The following is a 15,865-nucleotide window of genomic DNA, read 5'->3' on the forward strand; positions in this document are numbered from 1 at the left end:
CGAATGTGGAGAGCGTACGTCTAGGATTGTCCAGGCTGCTAAACCCGATCGCTGAACTGACAGCGACCTGCAAACGTTAGAGCCCAGGGCCAAGGCGCACAAGCCGGCGGATTCTGGCGTAGTTGTAGGCAATGGCGCAAGGCTGTGTAGCCTTGGGATGACGGATTGTGGGAGGCAGGTATTTTTGTATGTATATCCGTTATTTAGGTGACGGCTGCTGACGGTTCCGCTCTTACAGCGGCTCACTTTTGAGAAGCCCGGGAGCCGGCCCAGTCAAAAGTAAGCAAAACGCTTTTGCCCCACCACTCGGTGCCTCGCTAGGGCTCGGCATGCCCTCACTCCGGCATTGCTCCGTGGGCCCGCCGCGAAGGGCCATCCATGGCCCAGCGCGGCTACCTCGGCATCCATGCCGAGGTGCCCACTGCGCAATACCTGCGTTCGGCCATCGTGGTTAACGGGGCGCCGAGATCAACGTCCTTTCCGAGGCGGCCTAGTAGCCGACCTGGTTCTGGGTGGAACCGCGTTTCCCCTGTGGGAGCGAGCCTGCTCGCGAAGGCGGCCTAGTAGCCGAGCTGGTTCTTGATGGGGACCGCGTTTCCTCTGTGGGAGCGAGCTTGCTCGCGAAGGGGCCAGCAAGCCCAGCATCCATGTGGCTGAAGCACCGCCATCGCGAGCAAGCTCGCTCCCACATTTCGATCTTCAGTGAACACAAAATTTATATCCAACACAGAACTCCTGTGGGAGCGAGCTTGCTCGCGAAGAGGCCGGCAATCCCAGCATCCATGTGGCTGAAGCGCCGCCATCGCGAGCAAGCTCGCTCCCACAGCATTTACCGTTGAACAATCTGTGGCGTGATGGCTGGGAAGCTTTTGTGGCGAGGGAGCTTGCTCCCGCTTGAGTGCGCAGCGCTCATCGCTTTTTTGGGGCCGCTGCGCGCCCCAGCGGGAGCAATCTCTGGCCACAGGACCGTGCCGTTCCCAAAACCCTTGTGGATATCCAACATCACCGCAAACTGACTGAGCTTTCGCGAGCAAGCCCGTTCCCACAGGAGAAACGCGGTCTCACCCAGAGCCAGGTCGGCTACCAGGCCGCCTCGTGGTGGACGTTGATCTCGGGCGCCCCGTTAACCACGATGGCCGAACGCAGGCATTGATCCGTGGGCACCTCGGCATGGATGCCGAGGTAGCCGCGCTGGGCCATGGATGGCCCTTCGCGGCGGCCCACGGAGCAATGCCTTCGTTCAGGCATGCCGAGCCTAAGCGAGGCACCGAGTGGTGGGGCAAAAGCGTTTTGCTTACTTTTGACTGGGCCGGCTCCCGGGCTTCTCAAAAGTGAGCCGCCGTCAGGGCGGAACCCTAAACAGCCATTACCAAAAAAACGGATATACACACAAATCTAAGTGAGCCAGCCGCAAGGCATCAAACCCGAAACCGCCCCACCAACGTCTGCAAATGCCCCCCCAACCGCGCCAACTCAGCGCTCGAAGCGGCAGTCTCCTCACTGGACGACGCCGTCTGCTCCGACACATCACGCACATTCAGCACACTACGATTAATCTCCTCGGCCACCGCACTCTGCTGTTCAGCCGCCGCGGCGATCTGCTGGTTCATCGCCTGGATCGCCGAGACGGTACGGGTGATGTTTTCCAGCGACCCACCGGCACGGCGGGTCAGCTCGACGCTGCTGTCGGTCAGGTTGCGGCTGTTGTCCAGGGTCGCCGCGACCTGCTCAGTGCCTGATTGCAGCCCAAGGATCAGCTCTTCGATTTCTTCGGTGGACTTCTGGGTACGCTGGGCCAGGCTGCGAACCTCGTCGGCGACCACCGCAAACCCACGCCCGGCTTCACCGGCCCGGGCTGCCTCGATGGCGGCGTTGAGGGCCAGCAGGTTGGTTTGCTGGGCGACGGACTTGATCACATCCAGCACGCTGCCGATCTTGTCGCTTTCTCGCTTCAGCTCGCCCATGGCGGTAGTGGAATTACCCACTTCGAGTGCCAGGCGCTCGATCTGGGCAATCGCTTCGCCGACGACTTTATCGCCTTCGCGTGCCTGGGCATCGGCGGCTGCGGCCGCTTCGGAGGCCTCTTCGGCATTGCTGGCCACTTCCTGCACTGTGGCGGTCATTTCGTGCATGGCGGTGGCGACCTGGTCGGTTTCCACTTTCTGGCTGTTGACTCCGGCGCTGGTCTGTTCGGTAACGGCCGACAGTTGTTCGGCGGCGCTGGCGATTTGCGTGACGCCTTCGCTGATGCCGCCGATCAATTGCCGCAGGCCCACGGTCATGTTCTGCATGGCGCGCTGTAACTGGCCCAGTTCGTCGCGGCGCTCGGAAGTGAGGTTGTGGGTCAGGTCGCCGGCAGCCACGCGTTCGGCGATCTTGAGGGTCTGGCCCAGAGGGCCGACGATCTGCCGGGTGATGACCAGGGCGGCGATGACACCGAACAACAGAGCCAGTACGGCAGCCGAGACCAGGAAGGTCTTGGCCTCGGCGGCATCATGGTCGCGCACGGCGGTCTGGGAGACGGTCAGCTTTTGGCTGGCGTCGATCAATACGTCACCTTGATCTGCCATGCGCTTGAGTGCCGCGGCGTTGTCGATCTGGGAGTCGCGGAACTGGCTGACGGCTGTGCGATAGGCATTGATCGAGTCGCTGGCCTGTTGCAGGTTGGCGGCATGTTCTTCGGGCAATTGCTCTGGCAAGCGTGCGAGCAGTTTGAGGACATTGTCGACGGCCTCGAGGGCTGGTTGCTGGGCCTCGCTCTTGCCGCTGTAGGTGTAGCCGCGAACTTGATAGCGCGCTTGCTGGACCGCCTTGCTCAGGGTCACAACACTGTTGAACTGGGCAACGCTGTCGTCTTGCAGCAATGACTTCTCTACTTCAGCGACGCGAGCCACGGCATTGTCTGCACTGGCACCGAGCTTGCTGCGGGCATCTTCTCGGCTGGCGGTAGCGCGGGTCATCTCGGCGAAGGCTTTTTTGTACTCGGCCACGGCGGCCAATTGTTTATCGATCAGTGCGACATCGGCCGGTTGCTCGATCAGTTGGCGGGCGGTTTTCAGCCCGGCGTCGAGTTTGCCAATCAGGTCGTTGACTTGCTGGGGGCCGTTCTCGCCCCGCGAGGTGTCGTAGTTCATGCGTGCCAGGCGCAAGTCCTTGGTCAAATCGTTCAGGCTGGCAATGAACCCCAGCTTGTCGCCACGGCTGATGACGTTACCCAGGCCGGTCCAGCCCGTGAAGGCGATTATCACGGTCAGGAACAGCACCAGGCCGAAGCCGAAACCGAGTTTGCGATTAACGCCTACATTACCTAGCCATCGGAACATGCTGTTACTCCCTGCAGCGCTGAGTTTATGTGCTGGGAGCTATATCGACCGGTTGGAAGGGATCTGTAGAGAATAGATGTCACAGTAGTGGCCGCTTCGCGCCCCAGCGCGAGCAATCCCTGGCCACGGGTTTTATACCTGCCCTCTGGTTAGACCTTGAAGCGACCTACCAGCGTCTGCAAATGAACCCCCAACCGTGCCAGTTCGGCGCTGGAGGCGGCGGTTTCTTCGCTGGAGGAAGCGGTTTGTTCGGAGACATCGCGAACGTTCACGACGCTGCGGTTGATCTCTTCGGCCACGGCGCTCTGCTGCTCTGCGGCGGCGGCGATCTGTTGGTTCATCGACTGGATCGCCGAGACCGTGCGGGTGATGTTTTCCAGTGAGCCACCGGCACGGCGGGTCAGTTCGACGCTGCTGTCGGTCAGGTTGCGGCTGTTGTCCAGGGTGGTCGCGACCTGTTCGGTGCCCGATTGCAGACCAAGGATCAGTTCTTCGATTTCTTCGGTGGACTTCTGGGTGCGCTGGGCCAGGCTGCGCACCTCGTCGGCCACCACCGCGAAACCACGTCCGGCTTCACCGGCCCGGGCCGCTTCGATGGCGGCGTTGAGGGCCAGCAGGTTGGTTTGCTGGGCGACAGACTTGATCACGTCCAGCACGCTGCCGATCTTGTCACTCTCGCGCTTGAGATGGCCCATGGCTTCGGTGGAATTGCCCACTTCCTTGGACAGGCGTTCGATCTGGGCGATGGCTTCGCCGACCACTTTTTCGCCTTCGCGAGCTTGCTGGTCAGCGGCTACTGCCGCTTCGGAGGCTTCCTCGGCATTGCGCGCCACTTCCTGCACGGTGGCGGTCATTTCATGCATGGCGGTGGCAACCTGGTCGGTTTCCACTTTCTGGCTGTTGACCCCGGCGCTGGTCTGCTCGGTAACGGCCGAGAGCTGTTCGGCGGCGCTGGCGATTTGCGTGACGCCGTCGCTGATACCCCCGATCAGTTGCCGCAGGCTGATGACCATTCGCTGCAGGCTGCCTTGTAGTTGACCCATGTCGTCGCGGCGAGTGACCACCAGGTTATGGCTCAAGTCGCCGGAGGCGACACGTTCGACGGCCACCAGGGTCTGTTGCAGTGGCGCGACGATCTGCCGGGTAATGATCCATGCGGCCAGCAGGCCAAACGCTAATGCCAGGATGGTGACGATGATCAGCGTTTCTTTCGCTTGAGCCGTTTCCTGGTCGCGTTTCTCGATCTGCGAAGTCGTCAATTGATTATCCAGGCCGTTCAAGCGGGTGTCTTGGTCGGCCATTTTCTTGAGGGCCGAGGCGCTGGCGACCTGTGAGTCGCGGAACTGGCTGACGGCAGCGCGATAAGCCTTCATCGATTCAGAGGCTTGTTGCAGGTTGGTGGCGTGTTCCGGCAGTTTGCCCGTCAGGCTTTCAAGGTTTTTCAACACGCTATCGATGGCATCCAGAGCCGGTTGCTCGGCATCGGCCTTGCCGCTGTAGGTGTAGCCGCGAACTTGGTAGCGGGCTTGCTGGAGCAGTCTGCTCAGCTCAACCACACTGTCGAATTGCGCCACACTGTCGCCTTGGCGCAAGGCATTTTCGACCTCTTTCACCTTGGCTACGGCATTGTCGGCGTTGGCGCCCAGCTTGGAGCGGGCCGATTCGCGGTTCTGCGTCGCCTGGGTCAGGTCGGCAAAGGCGCGTTTGTACTCATCGAGGATAGCCAGCTGCTGATTGAGCAACTCCTGGTCTGCCGGACGTACAAACCGTTTGAGGGCCGCTTGTATGTTTTCTTGAAGCTTGCCCACGAATTCATTGACCGCTGCTGGCCCTTGTTCGCCGCGCCGCATCTCATAGTCGAGACTGGCGACTCGCAAATCCTTGGCCAACTCATTGAGGCTGGCGATGGACGCCTGTTTATCTGCGCGGCTGATCACGCTGCTCAGGCTGTTCCAGCCCGCGAACGTGCTCAGGACGGTCATGAGCAGCACCAGGCCAAAACCGAAACCCAGTTTGCGATTGACACTTACGTTTCCCAGCTTTTCGGTTAGCCAACTGAACATGCTGATACTCCTGGAACCTTTTATTAGGTCTTATGAAAAGAGTATCGACCATGTGATGGGGATCTGTAGAAAATAGATGCGCTGGGATTTTTTGTGGCGAGGAAGCTTGCTCCCGCTGGGTGCGTCTTGTAGGAGCTGTGTAGGAGCTGTGTAGGAGCTGTCGAGTGCAACGAGGCTGCGATCTTTCCCCAGGCACTTGAATCTCGAGCGAAAGATCAAGATCAAAAGATCGTCCGAACGCGGCCCGAGCCTTCGCCAGCTCCTACAGGAGCAAGCTCCCTCGCCACAGGTTTTATGCCTGCCCTTTTGATCAGACTTTGAAGCGTCCCACCAGTGTCTGCAAATGCCCCCCCAGCCGGGCCAGTTCGGCGCTGGAGGCGGCGGTTTCCTCACTGGAGGAGGCGGTTTGTTCGGAGACATCGCGAACATTCACGACGCTGCGGTTGATCTCTTCGGCCACGGCGCTCTGCTGCTCGGCCGCAGCGGCGATCTGCTGGTTCATCGACTGGATCGCCGAGACCGTGCGGGTGATGTTTTCCAGTGAGCCACCGGCACGGCGGGTCAGTTCGACGCTGCTGTCGGTCAGGTTGCGGCTGTTGTCCAGGGTGGTCGCGACCTGTTCGGTGCCCGATTGCAGGTTGCCGATCAGTGCTTCGATTTCTTCGGTGGATTTCTGGGTACGCTGGGCCAGGCCACGAACCTCGTCGGCCACGACGGCGAAACCACGCCCGGCTTCACCGGCCCGGGCTGCCTCGATGGCCGCGTTGAGGGCCAGCAGGTTGGTTTGCTGGGCCACGGACTTGATCACGTCCAGCACGCTGCCGATCTTGTCACTCTCGCGCTTGAGATGGCCCATGGCTTCGGTGGAATTGCCCATTTCCTTGGACAGGCGTTCGATTTGGGCGATGGCTTCACCCACGACTTTTTCGCCTTCGCGAGCCTGCTGGTCGGCGGCGACCGTCGCTTCGCAGGCCTCCTCGGCATTACGTGCCACTTCCTGCACCGTGGCGGTCATTTCGTGCATGGCGGTGGCGACCTGGTCGGTTTCCTCTTTCTGTTTGTTGACCCCGGCGCTGGTCTGCTCGGTGACGGCCGAGAGCTGTTCAGCGGCACTGGCGATTTGCGTGACACTGTCGCTGATGCCGCCGATCAATTGCCGCAGGCCCACGGTCATGCTTTGCATGGCGCGCTGTAGCTGGCCCAATTCGTCGCGGCGCTCGGAGGTGAGGTTGTGGGTCAAGTCGCCAGCGGCCACGTATTCGGCAACCTTGAGAGTCTGGTCCAGCGGGTCGACGATCTGCCGGGTGATCGCCAGGGCCGCGATCAAACCGAGCAGAAGGGCCAGTGCGGCGGCCAATCCCAGGATAGTCTCGGCCTGGGCAGCTTCCTGATTGCGCACGGTCGTCTGGGACACTGTGAGATTTCTGCTGGCCTCGCGTAGCACGACCCCCAGGTCGGACATGCGCTTGATGGCGGCAGCGTTTGCGGTCTGGGCGTCACGGAACTGGCTGACGGTTGCACGATAGGTCTTGAACGATTCGCCGGCCTGGTGCAGCTTGGCGGCGTGTTCTTCTGGCAGTTGGGCCGCAATCCTGTCGAGAATTTTCAAAGCGTTATCGATGGCATCCTGCGCGGGTTGCTCGGCGTCGGCCTGGCCACTGTAGGTGTAGCCGCGAACCTGATAACGGGCCTGCTGGATGGCCTTGCCCAAGGTCACCACACTGTTGAATTGTGTCACGCTATCGCCTTGCAATAGGGCGCTTTCAATGTCGGAGACACGGGTCACGGCGTTATCGGCGCTGGCGCCCAATTTGCTGCGGGCATCCTCACGACTGGCGGTGGCGCGGATCAAATCGGCGACGGCAGTCCTGTACTCGGCGACGGCCGCCAGTTGCTTGTCGATGATCGCCACGTCGGCCGGTTGCTCGATCGATTGGCGCGCGGTCCGTAGCCCGGGCTCCAATTTACCGAGGAGATCGTTGAGGTCACCTGGGCCTTTTTCGCCGCGGGTCGCGTCGTAATCCATGCGCGCGGAACGCAGGTCCTTGGTCACGTCATTCAGGCTGGCGATGAGCCCCAGCGTGTCGCCGTGGGCAATCACCTTACGCAGGCCGGTCCAGCCGGTGAAGGCGATCATTACTGTCAAGAAGAGTACCAAGCCGAAACCAAAGCCGAGTTTGCGATTGACGCCTACGTTACCTAGCCATCGGAACATGCTGATACTCCCTTGAAGGGCGGAACTGCCTTTCATAGTAGCTGTATCGACAGATTGTGGGAGGAACTGGAGAAATGAGCTAAATGAGCTTGGAACGCGGTGGCAAGCGACAGAGGATCAGAACAGTCGTGCGAGCAGCGCTGTAACCGCGGTCTCGACCCGCAGGATCCGCTCGCCCAGTTGCACCGGTTGCAGGCCGGCCTTGGCCAACAGGTCGATCTCGTAGGGAATCCAGCCGCCTTCCGGGCCGATGGCCAGTGTCACCGGTTCTGTCAGCGCACGAGGGCAGGGCGGGTAGTTGCCGGGGTGACCGACCAGGCCCAAGGTGCCGTCGGTCATGGCCGGCAGGCGGTCTTCGACGAAGGGCTTGAAGCGTTTTTCGATGACGATTTCCGGCAGCACGCTGTCCCGGGCTTGTTCCAGGCCCAGGATCAGTTGCTCGCGGATGGCCTCGGGCTCGAGGAACGGCGTCTGCCAAAAGCTCTTTTCCACGCGATAACTGTTGACCAGCACCACGCGCGGCACGCCCATGGTGGCGACGGTCTGGAACACCCGCCGAAGCATTTTCGGCCGCGGCAGGGCCAGCACCAGCGTCAGCGGCAACTTGGCCGGTGGAGGCTGGTCGAGGGTCACTTGCAGTTCGGCCTCGCGGGCTTCCAGGCGCAGCACCTGGGCGGTGCCCATCAGCCCGCCGATGCGTCCGACGCGCAGGCTGTCACCGACGGCGCTGCGATGGACTTCCTGCATGTGGGTCAACCGGCGATCGCTCAGGATTACGCGGTCGGGCCCGATGAAGTCGGCCTCTTCGAGCAGCAGCAGGTTCACGCTTGGGTCGCTGGCGGCTGGTCGTTGTGGTCATCGACCGGTTGTTCCTCGGGCTCTTCTTCCCGACGCTTGCGCACCAGGCCACCGAACAGGATGCCGATCTCGAACAGCAGCCACATAGGCACCGCGAGCAGGGTCTGGGAGAAGATGTCCGGCGGGGTCAGGATCATGCCGACCACGAAGCAGCCGATGACCACGTAGGGGCGGATTTTCTTCAAATAGGCCACGTCGACCACGCCAATCCACACCAGCAGCACCACGGCCACCGGGATTTCGAACGCCACGCCGAAGGCGAAGAACAGCGTCATGACGAAATCCAGGTAGCTGCTGATGTCGGTCATCATTTCCACGCCCGCCGGGGTGGCGGCGGCGAAGAACTTGAAGATCAGCGGGAACACCAGGTAATAGGCGAAGGCCATGCCGGTGTAGAACAGCAGGATGCTGGACACCAGCAGCGGCACGGCGATGCGTTTTTCATGCTTGTACAGGCCCGGCGCAATGAAGCCCCAGATCTGGTGCAGGATCACCGGGATCGCCAGGAACAGCGAGACCATCATCGTCAGCTTCAGCGGCGTCAGGAACGGCGACGACACGTCGGTGGCGATCATTGTCGCCCCTACCGGCAGGTACTGGCGCAGCGGCGTGGAGACGAAGGTGTAGATCTGCTGGGTGAAGGAAAACAGCCCGGCGAAGATGATGAAAACCGCCGCGACGCAACGCAGCAGGCGGGTGCGCAACTCGGTGAGGTGCGATACCAGCGGCATCGGCTGGTCGTTTTCAGGGATATCGCTCATGGGGCTCGCGGCGGCAAAGTAGGGTCGTTAGGCGCAGGGACAGCAGGAGGTGCTGTATCCGCTGCCGTCGGTGTCACTGGCGCCGGTTCAGCCACCGGCCCCGCACCATCCACCGGCGCCTGGGGCGCAATCGTCGGTTCGGCCACGGGCTGAACCGGCGTCGGTTCCTGTTGGGTCGGCGTGAAGATTTTCCGCGCTTCCTGCTCCAGGGACAGAATATGTTCGTTGTGAAGTTGCCGACGGATGTCGTCGGCACCGATTTCACGTTCAACTTCCTGTTTGATCGCATTGAAGCTGCGCTTCAGGCGGCCGATCCACAGACCGGCGGTGCGCGCAGCACCCGGCAGGCGCTCGGGGCCCAGCACCAGCAGGGCGACGAGGCCGACGAGCAGCAGTTCAGTGAAGCTGATCCCAAACATTAGTCAGTGCTCACGAGTCTTTGCGGACGGGCTCTTCGACTTTCTGTGCCTGCACGTCGATGGTGTGCGGCGCATTTACAGGCTGGCTGGCCTGGGGGTGTACCGGTTGGGTCGGCTGCGCCGGTTGGCCAGCCGCCGCCGACGGGTCGGCCGGTTTTTCGTCGTCGTTCATGGCCTTGCGAAAGCCCTTGATCGACTCGCCGACATCGGTGCCGAGGTTTTTCAGTTTCTTGGTACCGAACACCAGCACCACGACGACCAGGATGACGATCCAGTGTTTCCAGTCAAAAATACCCATGGAGCTATTCCTCTCAAAAGTTGATCAGGCGGACGGGCGCGAGGCTTTCTCGACGTGCCCGGACAGACCGAAGCGACGGTCCAGTTCATCCAGTACGGCCTGCGGATGCTGCCCCAGTTGGGCCAGCATGACCAGGCTGTGGAACCACAGGTCGGCGGTCTCATAGATCACGTCGCTGCAATCGCCACTGATGGCGGCGTCCTTGGCGGCGATGATGGTCTCGACCGACTCTTCGCCGACTTTCTCCAGAATCTTGTTCAAGCCCTTGTGGTACAGGCTGGCGACATAGGAACTGTCGGCCGCGGCGCCCTTGCGCTCTTCCAGCACCTGGGCCAGGCGGGTCAGGGTGTCACTCATGGGTATGTCCTGAATAAATGGCGTGCGGGTCCTTGAGCACCGGGTCGACGGTTTTCCAGTCGCCGTTCTCGAAGACGCGATAGAAGCAGCTTTGACGGCCGGTGTGGCAGGCAATCTCACCGACTTGCTCGACCATCAGGATGATGACGTCGCCGTCGCAGTCCAGGCGCATCTCATGCAGGTGCTGCACGTGCCCGGACTCTTCACCTTTGCGCCACAGCTTGCCGCGGGAACGTGACCAATAGATGGCACGGTTCTCGGCGGCGGTCAGGGCCAGCGCTTCGCGGTTCATCCAGGCCATCATCAATACGCGCCCGGTCTTGTGGTCCTGGGCGATGGCCGGCACCAGGCCGTCAGCGTCCCATTTGATCTCGTCCTGCCAGTTTTTCATCTTTGACTCCGACCATGGACCACGCACCTGACGTCGGCGGGCCCAGCGTTGAAACAGTGTGCCAGCGCGAACCGGTGCTGGCTATCGGCGAACGACCAGATACAAACCAACGATCACCATGATTCCGGCGGGCCAATGGCCCAATTCGCTCAACGGTCCACCAGCCGCCAGCATTGCGCCACCTCCCAGGTGAGCCGCGCCCAGCAGGCGCAACAGCCAGTCGTCCTTGCGTCGGTGCCACGGGGGCGCCGGGTCGTGTGCGTGGGGCTGTGACATGCGTTCGAGCAGGTCGCGGGTCATGTTGGCCAGGTGCGGGAGCTGCTCGAACTGGCTTTGCACGTTGCCCAGCAAGGTCTTGGGGCTGACGCGCTCGCGCATCCAGCGTTCGAGGAACGGCTGGGCGGTGTTCCACAGGTCGAGGTCCGGGTACAACTGACGGCCGAGGCCTTCGATGTTCAGCAGGGTTTTCTGCAACAGCACCAACTGTGGCTGGACTTCCATGTTGAAGCGTCGCGCGGTCTGGAACAGGCGCATCAGTACCTGACCGAAGGAAATATCTTTTAACGGTTTTTCGAAGATCGGTTCGCACACGGTACGGATCGCCGCTTCGAATTCGTTGAGCTTGGTCTCGGCCGGCACCCAGCCCGAATCGATGTGCAGCTGGGCGACGCGACGGTAGTCACGCTTGAAGAAGGCAAACAGGTTGCGCGCCAGGTAGTCCTGGTCTTCCGGGGTCAGGCTGCCGACGATGCCGCAGTCGATGGCAATGTACTGCGGGCTCCACGGCTGCACCGTGCTGACGAAGATGTTGCCCGGGTGCATGTCGGCGTGGAAGAAGCTGTCGCGAAACACCTGTGTGAAGAAGATTTCCACGCCGCGTTCGGCGAGCATCTTCATGTCGGTGCGCTGGTCGGCCAGGGTCGCCAGGTCGGTGACCTGGATGCCGTAGATGCGCTCCATCACCAATACTTTCGGCCGGCACCAGTCCCAGTAGACTTGCGGCACATAGAGCAGCGGCGAGCCTTCGAAGTTGCGACGCAGCTGGCTGGCGTTGGCCGCCTCGCGCAGCAGGTCGAGTTCGTCGTAAATGGTTTTTTCGTAGTCCTGGACCACGTCCACCGGGTGCAGCAGGCGGGCATCGGCTGACAACCGCTCGGCGGCGCGGGCGAGGATGAACAGCCACGCGAGGTCCTGGGCAATGATCGGCTTGAGGCCCGGGCGGATGACCTTGACCACTACTTCTTCACCGCTCTTGAGTTGCGCGGCGTGAACCTGGGCCACGGAGGCCGAGGCCAGGGGCTCGACGTCGAAACGGCTGAAGACTTCGCTGATCTTCTTGCCCAGTTGTTCCTCGATCAGCGCCACCGACACCTTGGAGTCGAACGGCGGCACGCGGTCTTGCAGGCGCATCAGTTCATCGGCGATGTCTTCGGGCAACAGGTCGCGACGGGTCGAAAGTATCTGCCCGAACTTGATGAAAATCGGCCCCAGGTCCTGCAGCGCCAGGCGCAAGCGCGCACCGCGACTCAGGTCCAGCGTTCGCCGGGGAAACCAGCGCCACGGCAGCACGAAGCGCAGGGCCAGGAGAAACCAGGGCAGCGGCAGGGCGAACAGCAGGTCATCGAGGCGGTAGCGGATCACGACGCGCTGGATGCGCAACAAACGGCGGACGGCAAGCAGCTTCATGCGTTATCGCTTGGTTTCAAGGGATCGGGAAAGGCGCTCGAAACGCGCCTCGAGACGTTCCAGGTCAAGTTTGATCTGGTCCAGTTCATTAAAACGGGCTTGTGCTTCGCGTTGGCCTACGAGGGTACGCGATTCTTCGGCCAGGTATTCACTCAGATTCTGCCCCAGGCTGGCGAACCCCTGCCGATACCAGCGGCTGCGGCTGCGCAGATGGCCGCTGAGCAGTTGGGTCGCCACCGGACCGATCCAGCGAGACACTTCGTATTCCCAGTCCAGTTCCAGGTCCTGGAGAATCGCCGCCAGCTCCAGCAGTACGCCGCTGTCGCCGTCGAGCTCCACGTCGGGGCGGTGCAGCACCGCGGTCTTGTCCTTGCCCAGGGCCAGGTTCAGCAGGCTCGACGCCGGGGCGCGCAGCGTGCAGTCGGCTTCGGCCTCCCAGTGCGCAGCGAGCAGCAGGCCTTCGTCGCTGGGCAGGATGAACAACTGCAACGCCGGGCTGCGGCAGTCCACGGCGATCACCTTGCCGCTCAAGTGCGCCAGGCGCGCGAGCGCCGTGCTGTCCAGGCGCAGCACCCGGTTGAGGCCGAGTTCGACGCTGGCGAGCAGGCCGGTGAGCAGCATCAGGGCTTGATGCCGCGGTGCAGGGCGACGATGCCTGCGGTCATGTTGTGGTAGGTCACGCGGTCGAAACCGGCCTCGACCATCATCGACTTCAGGGTTTCCTGGTTCGGGTGCATGCGGATCGATTCGGCCAGGTAGCGATAGCTTTCCGAGTCGTTGGTGATCAGCTTGCCCATCAGCGGCATGAAGGCGAACGAGTAGGCGTCATAGGCCTTGGACATCAGCGCGTTGGTCGGCTTGGAGAACTCCAGCACCAGCAGGCGGCCACCGGGCTTGAGCACGCGCAGCATCGAGCGCAGGGCATCTTCCTTGTGGGTGACGTTGCGCAGGCCGAAGGCGATGGTCACGCAGTCGAAATGGTTGTCGGGGAACGGCAGCTTTTCAGCGTCGGCCTGGACGAACTCGACGTTGCCGGCCACACCCAGGTCCAGCAGGCGGTCGCGACCGACCTTGAGCATGGATTCGTTGATGTCGGCCAGGACCACCTGGCCGGTCGGCCCGACGATGTGGGAAAACTTCTTCGTCAGGTCGCCCGTGCCGCCGGCGATGTCCAGTACGCGATTGCCGCTGCGCACGCCCGACAGTTCGATCGCGAAACGCTTCCACAGGCGGTGCATGCCGCCCGAGAGCAGGTCGTTCATCAAGTCATACTTGGCGGCTACGGAGTGGAAAACCTCAGCGACTTTTTCCGCTTTCTGGCTTTCCGGCACGTTCTTGAAGCCGAAGTGAGTGGTGGGTTCGGCATCGCTGCCTTTGCGCTGATCAGTCATATCGCGGTCACCAAAAAAGAATGCGGGACATTCTAATCCCGGTGGAGGGCTTTGTCTTGGCAAGGCTGAAGGTAAGATGGGCTACCGCCGGGACGTTTTGACGCAGCCAGGGTCTGAAACGTTCAGGCAAGTCCCGATAAAACAGGAGTCACCCGATGGCCCGTATAACTGTTGAGCGTGCCCATGGCCTGGGCAAGGAAGCGGCGCGAGAGAAGGCCGACAAGCTGGCGCAGAAGTTGTCCGACAGCTATGGCCTGGAGCCGCAGTGGGAGGGCGACACCCTGAAACTCAAGCGTTCCGGGGTCAAGGGCGAAGTGCATGTGGGCGAGGACTCGATCCGCGTCGACGTGGAGCTGGGCATGTTGATGTCGGCCATGAGCGGCACGATCAAGAGCGAAATCGAAAAGGCACTGGATAAGGCGTTGGCCTGATTGATCGAAAGGAGGATGCAGCACTCAAGTTCACCACCAATCCTCCTGTGGGAGCGAGCTTGCTCGCGATGGCATTGGTTCAGTCACATCAAAGTTGGCTGACACTCCGCCATCGCGAGCAAGCTCGCTCCCACAGGGGAAGTCATCACCCTCAGGTTTTGTGTCAGTTGTTAGGGTGCCCTTTCTAATTATTGTCACTACTTTGTGCCTGAGCCCGACCGTGTGCGGGCAGTTCCTCAAACCATTTTCGAGTGAGGTGCACCATGGCCAAAGTTATTCTGAAGAAAAAAACCGACGTTGAATCTTCCACGCTCAGCGACGTGAAAACGTACGCGCGCAAGATCTGGCTGGCGGGCCTGGGCGCCTACACGAAGGTCGGCCAGGAAGGCAGCGAGTACTTTCAGGAGTTGGTAAAGGCTGGCGAAGTTATTGAAACCAAAGGCAAAAAGAAAATTGCCGGAAAACTTGAAGCGGCCAACAGTGAATTGATTGAAGCCAAGAGCGACGTCAATACTTTCAAGGCCCGGGTTGAAGTACAACTCGATAAAGTCGAGAAGGTATTTGATGCCCGTGTTGCAAGTGCCTTGAATCGTATCGGCATTCCGTCTAAACATGACGTTGAGACACTCTCTGCTAAGCTCGATGAGCTGACAGCATTGCTCGAACGTGTCGCGCGTAAACATTAAGGAGAACGGGATGGCTGGCAAAAAAATCACAGAAAAAGAGGGCAGCTCGTGGGCCGGGAAGATTGAAAAGTATTCCCGCAAAATCTGGCTTGCTGGTTTAGGCGTGTACTCGAAGATCGACACTGACGGCAGCAAGCTCTTCGAGTCCCTGGTTAAGGACGGCGAAAAGGCCGAAAAACTCACCAAGACGGCAGTCGGCAAACAAGTCGATGCCGCCAAGGACTCTGCCGAGTCCGCCAAGTCGCGAATCGGCGGCGTGAAGGATCGTGCACTGGGCAAATGGGACGAACTGGAAGGGGCTTTCGACAAGCGCCTGAACAGTGCGATCTCGCGCCTGGGTGTGCCGAGCCGTAATGAAGTCAAGGCACTGCACAGCAAGGTCGACACCCTGACCAAGCAGATCGAAAAACTCACCGGCGCCAAAGTCGCACCCGTGGCGACCAAGACTGCGGCGGCCAAGCCGGCCGCTAAAACGGCGGCCAAGCCATTGGTCAAGGCTGCGGCAAAACCCGCCGCCAAACCTGCGGCGAAAGCAGCGGCCAAACCTGCGGCTAAAACTGCTGCGGCCAAGCCTGCTGCCAAGGCGGCGGCCAAACCGGTAGCGGCCAAACCTGCGGCCAAAGCGGCAGCCAAGCCTGCGGCCAAACCCGCGGCTAAAACGGCAGCGGCCAAACCGGCAGCGAAACCCGCCGCCAAGCCTGCGGCAAAAGCGGCGGCCAAACCTGCTGCGGCGAAAAAACCGGCCGTGAAAAAACCGGCCGCGCCGAAAGCCGCTGCACCGAAGGCGCCGACCGCGGCCGCCAAACCAGCGACCCCAACGAGCACGGCGAACTCCGCCGCCGCTCCGACGCCGGTCGCGACGCCAACTCCAGCGCCGGCTCCATCGACGCCTACCACCCAGTCCTGATTCTGCGGGACATGCAAAAACGCCCGGCCTGTGAAGGTCGGGCGTTTTTGTTTGTATGCAGGTCAACCTGTGGGAGCGA

15 protein-coding genes and 3 pseudogenes are annotated in these 15,865 nt (G+C 61.4%); 3 read left to right on the forward strand and 15 right to left on the reverse strand.

Going from position 1 to position 15,865, the window contains the following annotated elements; genetic code table 11:
- Window positions 1-1,080 precede the first annotated feature (1,080 nt).
- The 15 genes and pseudogenes from QMK47_RS03030 to ubiE form a co-directional block, all read right to left on the reverse strand.
- Window positions 1,081-1,224 (reverse strand): hypothetical protein, encoded by a 144-nt coding sequence (locus QMK47_RS03030; protein ID WP_320390567.1) that lies wholly within the window; start codon window positions 1,222-1,224, stop codon window positions 1,081-1,083.
- Window positions 1,225-1,418: 194 nt separating this feature from the next.
- Window positions 1,419-2,291: a methyl-accepting chemotaxis protein gene (locus QMK47_RS28640; RefSeq protein WP_408980852.1), complete on the reverse strand. Its 873-nt coding sequence runs from the start codon at window positions 2,289-2,291 to the stop codon at window positions 1,419-1,421.
- Window positions 2,277-3,323, reverse strand: a pseudogene (locus QMK47_RS28645) (methyl-accepting chemotaxis protein); the annotation flags it as partial. The pseudogene QMK47_RS28645 and the gene QMK47_RS28640, both read right to left, overlap by 15 nt.
- A gap of 149 nt (window positions 3,324-3,472) precedes the next feature.
- Complete coding sequence (locus QMK47_RS28650) at window positions 3,473-4,366, reverse strand: methyl-accepting chemotaxis protein (protein ID WP_371916714.1); 894 nt, start codon at window positions 4,364-4,366, stop codon at window positions 3,473-3,475.
- 9 nt (window positions 4,367-4,375) lie between these two features.
- A pseudogene (locus QMK47_RS28655) lies at window positions 4,376-5,386 on the reverse strand (methyl-accepting chemotaxis protein); the annotation flags it as partial.
- 310 nt (window positions 5,387-5,696) lie between these two features.
- Complete coding sequence (locus QMK47_RS03045) at window positions 5,697-7,601, reverse strand: methyl-accepting chemotaxis protein (RefSeq protein ID WP_320389788.1); 1,905 nt, start codon at window positions 7,599-7,601, stop codon at window positions 5,697-5,699.
- Window positions 7,602-7,718: 117 nt separating this feature from the next.
- Window positions 7,719-8,426: a 16S rRNA (uracil(1498)-N(3))-methyltransferase gene (locus QMK47_RS03050; RefSeq protein ID WP_320389789.1), complete on the reverse strand. Its 708-nt coding sequence runs from the start codon at window positions 8,424-8,426 to the stop codon at window positions 7,719-7,721.
- Window positions 8,423-9,220, reverse strand: coding sequence for a twin-arginine translocase subunit TatC (gene tatC, locus QMK47_RS03055; RefSeq protein WP_253471069.1), 798 nt, complete (start codon window positions 9,218-9,220; stop codon window positions 8,423-8,425). The genes QMK47_RS03050 and tatC overlap by 4 nt, the downstream gene beginning before the upstream one ends.
- Window positions 9,217-9,639: a Sec-independent protein translocase protein TatB gene (tatB, locus tag QMK47_RS03060; protein WP_253471071.1), complete on the reverse strand. Its 423-nt coding sequence runs from the start codon at window positions 9,637-9,639 to the stop codon at window positions 9,217-9,219. Before tatB ends, tatC begins: the two co-directional genes overlap by 4 nt.
- Window positions 9,640-9,649: 10 nt before the next feature.
- A complete protein-coding gene (locus QMK47_RS03065) occupies window positions 9,650-9,937 on the reverse strand; it encodes a twin-arginine translocase TatA/TatE family subunit (protein ID WP_072344995.1) in 288 nt (95 codons plus the stop codon).
- A 24-nt stretch (window positions 9,938-9,961) separates the two neighbouring features.
- On the reverse strand, window positions 9,962-10,294 hold the full coding sequence (locus QMK47_RS03070; protein ID WP_003186671.1) for a phosphoribosyl-ATP diphosphatase: 333 nt from the start codon (window positions 10,292-10,294) through the stop codon (window positions 9,962-9,964).
- Window positions 10,287-10,685, reverse strand: coding sequence for a phosphoribosyl-AMP cyclohydrolase (hisI, locus tag QMK47_RS03075; RefSeq protein ID WP_003196931.1), 399 nt, complete (start codon window positions 10,683-10,685; stop codon window positions 10,287-10,289). Before hisI ends, QMK47_RS03070 begins: the two co-directional genes overlap by 8 nt.
- Window positions 10,686-10,766: 81 nt before the next feature.
- A complete protein-coding gene (ubiB, locus tag QMK47_RS03080) occupies window positions 10,767-12,371 on the reverse strand; it encodes a ubiquinone biosynthesis regulatory protein kinase UbiB (RefSeq protein WP_320389790.1) in 1,605 nt (534 codons plus the stop codon).
- Window positions 12,368-12,992 (reverse strand): annotated as a pseudogene (locus QMK47_RS03085) (SCP2 domain-containing protein). The gene ubiB and the pseudogene QMK47_RS03085 overlap by 4 nt, the downstream one beginning before the upstream one ends.
- Window positions 12,992-13,762, reverse strand: coding sequence for a bifunctional demethylmenaquinone methyltransferase/2-methoxy-6-polyprenyl-1,4-benzoquinol methylase UbiE (gene ubiE / locus QMK47_RS03090; RefSeq protein ID WP_003196937.1), 771 nt, complete (start codon window positions 13,760-13,762; stop codon window positions 12,992-12,994). Before ubiE ends, QMK47_RS03085 begins: the two are co-directional and overlap by 1 nt.
- 155 nt (window positions 13,763-13,917) lie before the next feature.
- Here ubiE and QMK47_RS03095 point away from each other — a divergent pair, with 155 nt between their 5' ends.
- From QMK47_RS03095 to QMK47_RS03105, 3 genes are all read left to right on the forward strand, one after another.
- Window positions 13,918-14,193 (forward strand): polyhydroxyalkanoic acid system family protein, encoded by a 276-nt coding sequence (locus QMK47_RS03095; RefSeq protein ID WP_072397964.1) that lies wholly within the window; start codon window positions 13,918-13,920, stop codon window positions 14,191-14,193.
- Between the two features lie 263 nt (window positions 14,194-14,456).
- Window positions 14,457-14,879 (forward strand): phasin family protein, encoded by a 423-nt coding sequence (locus QMK47_RS03100; RefSeq protein ID WP_003196940.1) that lies wholly within the window; start codon window positions 14,457-14,459, stop codon window positions 14,877-14,879.
- A 10-nt stretch (window positions 14,880-14,889) separates the two neighbouring features.
- The gene (locus tag QMK47_RS03105) at window positions 14,890-15,786 is read left to right on the forward strand and encodes a phasin family protein (RefSeq protein ID WP_253478372.1); all 897 of its coding nucleotides are present in this window, start codon (window positions 14,890-14,892) and stop codon (window positions 15,784-15,786) included.
- Window positions 15,787-15,865 lie beyond the last annotated feature (79 nt).

The sequence above is a fragment of the Pseudomonas sp. P9_35 genome (assembly GCF_034008205.1).
Taxonomy (GTDB): domain Bacteria; phylum Pseudomonadota; class Gammaproteobacteria; order Pseudomonadales; family Pseudomonadaceae; genus Aquipseudomonas; species Aquipseudomonas kilonensis.

What these genes read in the sequence shown, in the direction of transcription:
- QMK47_RS28640 (WP_408980852.1), bottom strand. Translation starts at nt 2,291, where the DNA reads ATGCAGAACATGACCGTGGGCCTGCGGCAATTGATCGGCGGCATCAGC.
- QMK47_RS28650 (WP_371916714.1), bottom strand. Translation starts at nt 4,366, where the DNA reads ATGGGTCAACTACAAGGCAGCCTGCAGCGAATGGTCATCAGCCTGCGG.
- QMK47_RS03045 (WP_320389788.1), bottom strand. Translation starts at nt 7,601, where the DNA reads ATGTTCCGATGGCTAGGTAACGTAGGCGTCAATCGCAAACTCGGCTTT.
- tatC (WP_253471069.1), bottom strand. Translation starts at nt 9,220, where the DNA reads ATGAGCGATATCCCTGAAAACGACCAGCCGATGCCGCTGGTATCGCAC.
- tatB (WP_253471071.1), bottom strand. Translation starts at nt 9,639, where the DNA reads ATGTTTGGGATCAGCTTCACTGAACTGCTGCTCGTCGGCCTCGTCGCC.
- QMK47_RS03065 (WP_072344995.1), bottom strand. Translation starts at nt 9,937, where the DNA reads ATGGGTATTTTTGACTGGAAACACTGGATCGTCATCCTGGTCGTCGTG.
- QMK47_RS03070 (WP_003186671.1), bottom strand. Translation starts at nt 10,294, where the DNA reads ATGAGTGACACCCTGACCCGCCTGGCCCAGGTGCTGGAAGAGCGCAAG.
- hisI (WP_003196931.1), bottom strand. Translation starts at nt 10,685, where the DNA reads ATGAAAAACTGGCAGGACGAGATCAAATGGGACGCTGACGGCCTGGTG.
- ubiB (WP_320389790.1), bottom strand. Translation starts at nt 12,371, where the DNA reads ATGAAGCTGCTTGCCGTCCGCCGTTTGTTGCGCATCCAGCGCGTCGTG.
- ubiE (WP_003196937.1), bottom strand. Translation starts at nt 13,762, where the DNA reads ATGACTGATCAGCGCAAAGGCAGCGATGCCGAACCCACCACTCACTTC.
- QMK47_RS03095 (WP_072397964.1), top strand. Translation starts at nt 13,918, where the DNA reads ATGGCCCGTATAACTGTTGAGCGTGCCCATGGCCTGGGCAAGGAAGCG.
- QMK47_RS03100 (WP_003196940.1), top strand. Translation starts at nt 14,457, where the DNA reads ATGGCCAAAGTTATTCTGAAGAAAAAAACCGACGTTGAATCTTCCACG.
- QMK47_RS03105 (WP_253478372.1), top strand. Translation starts at nt 14,890, where the DNA reads ATGGCTGGCAAAAAAATCACAGAAAAAGAGGGCAGCTCGTGGGCCGGG.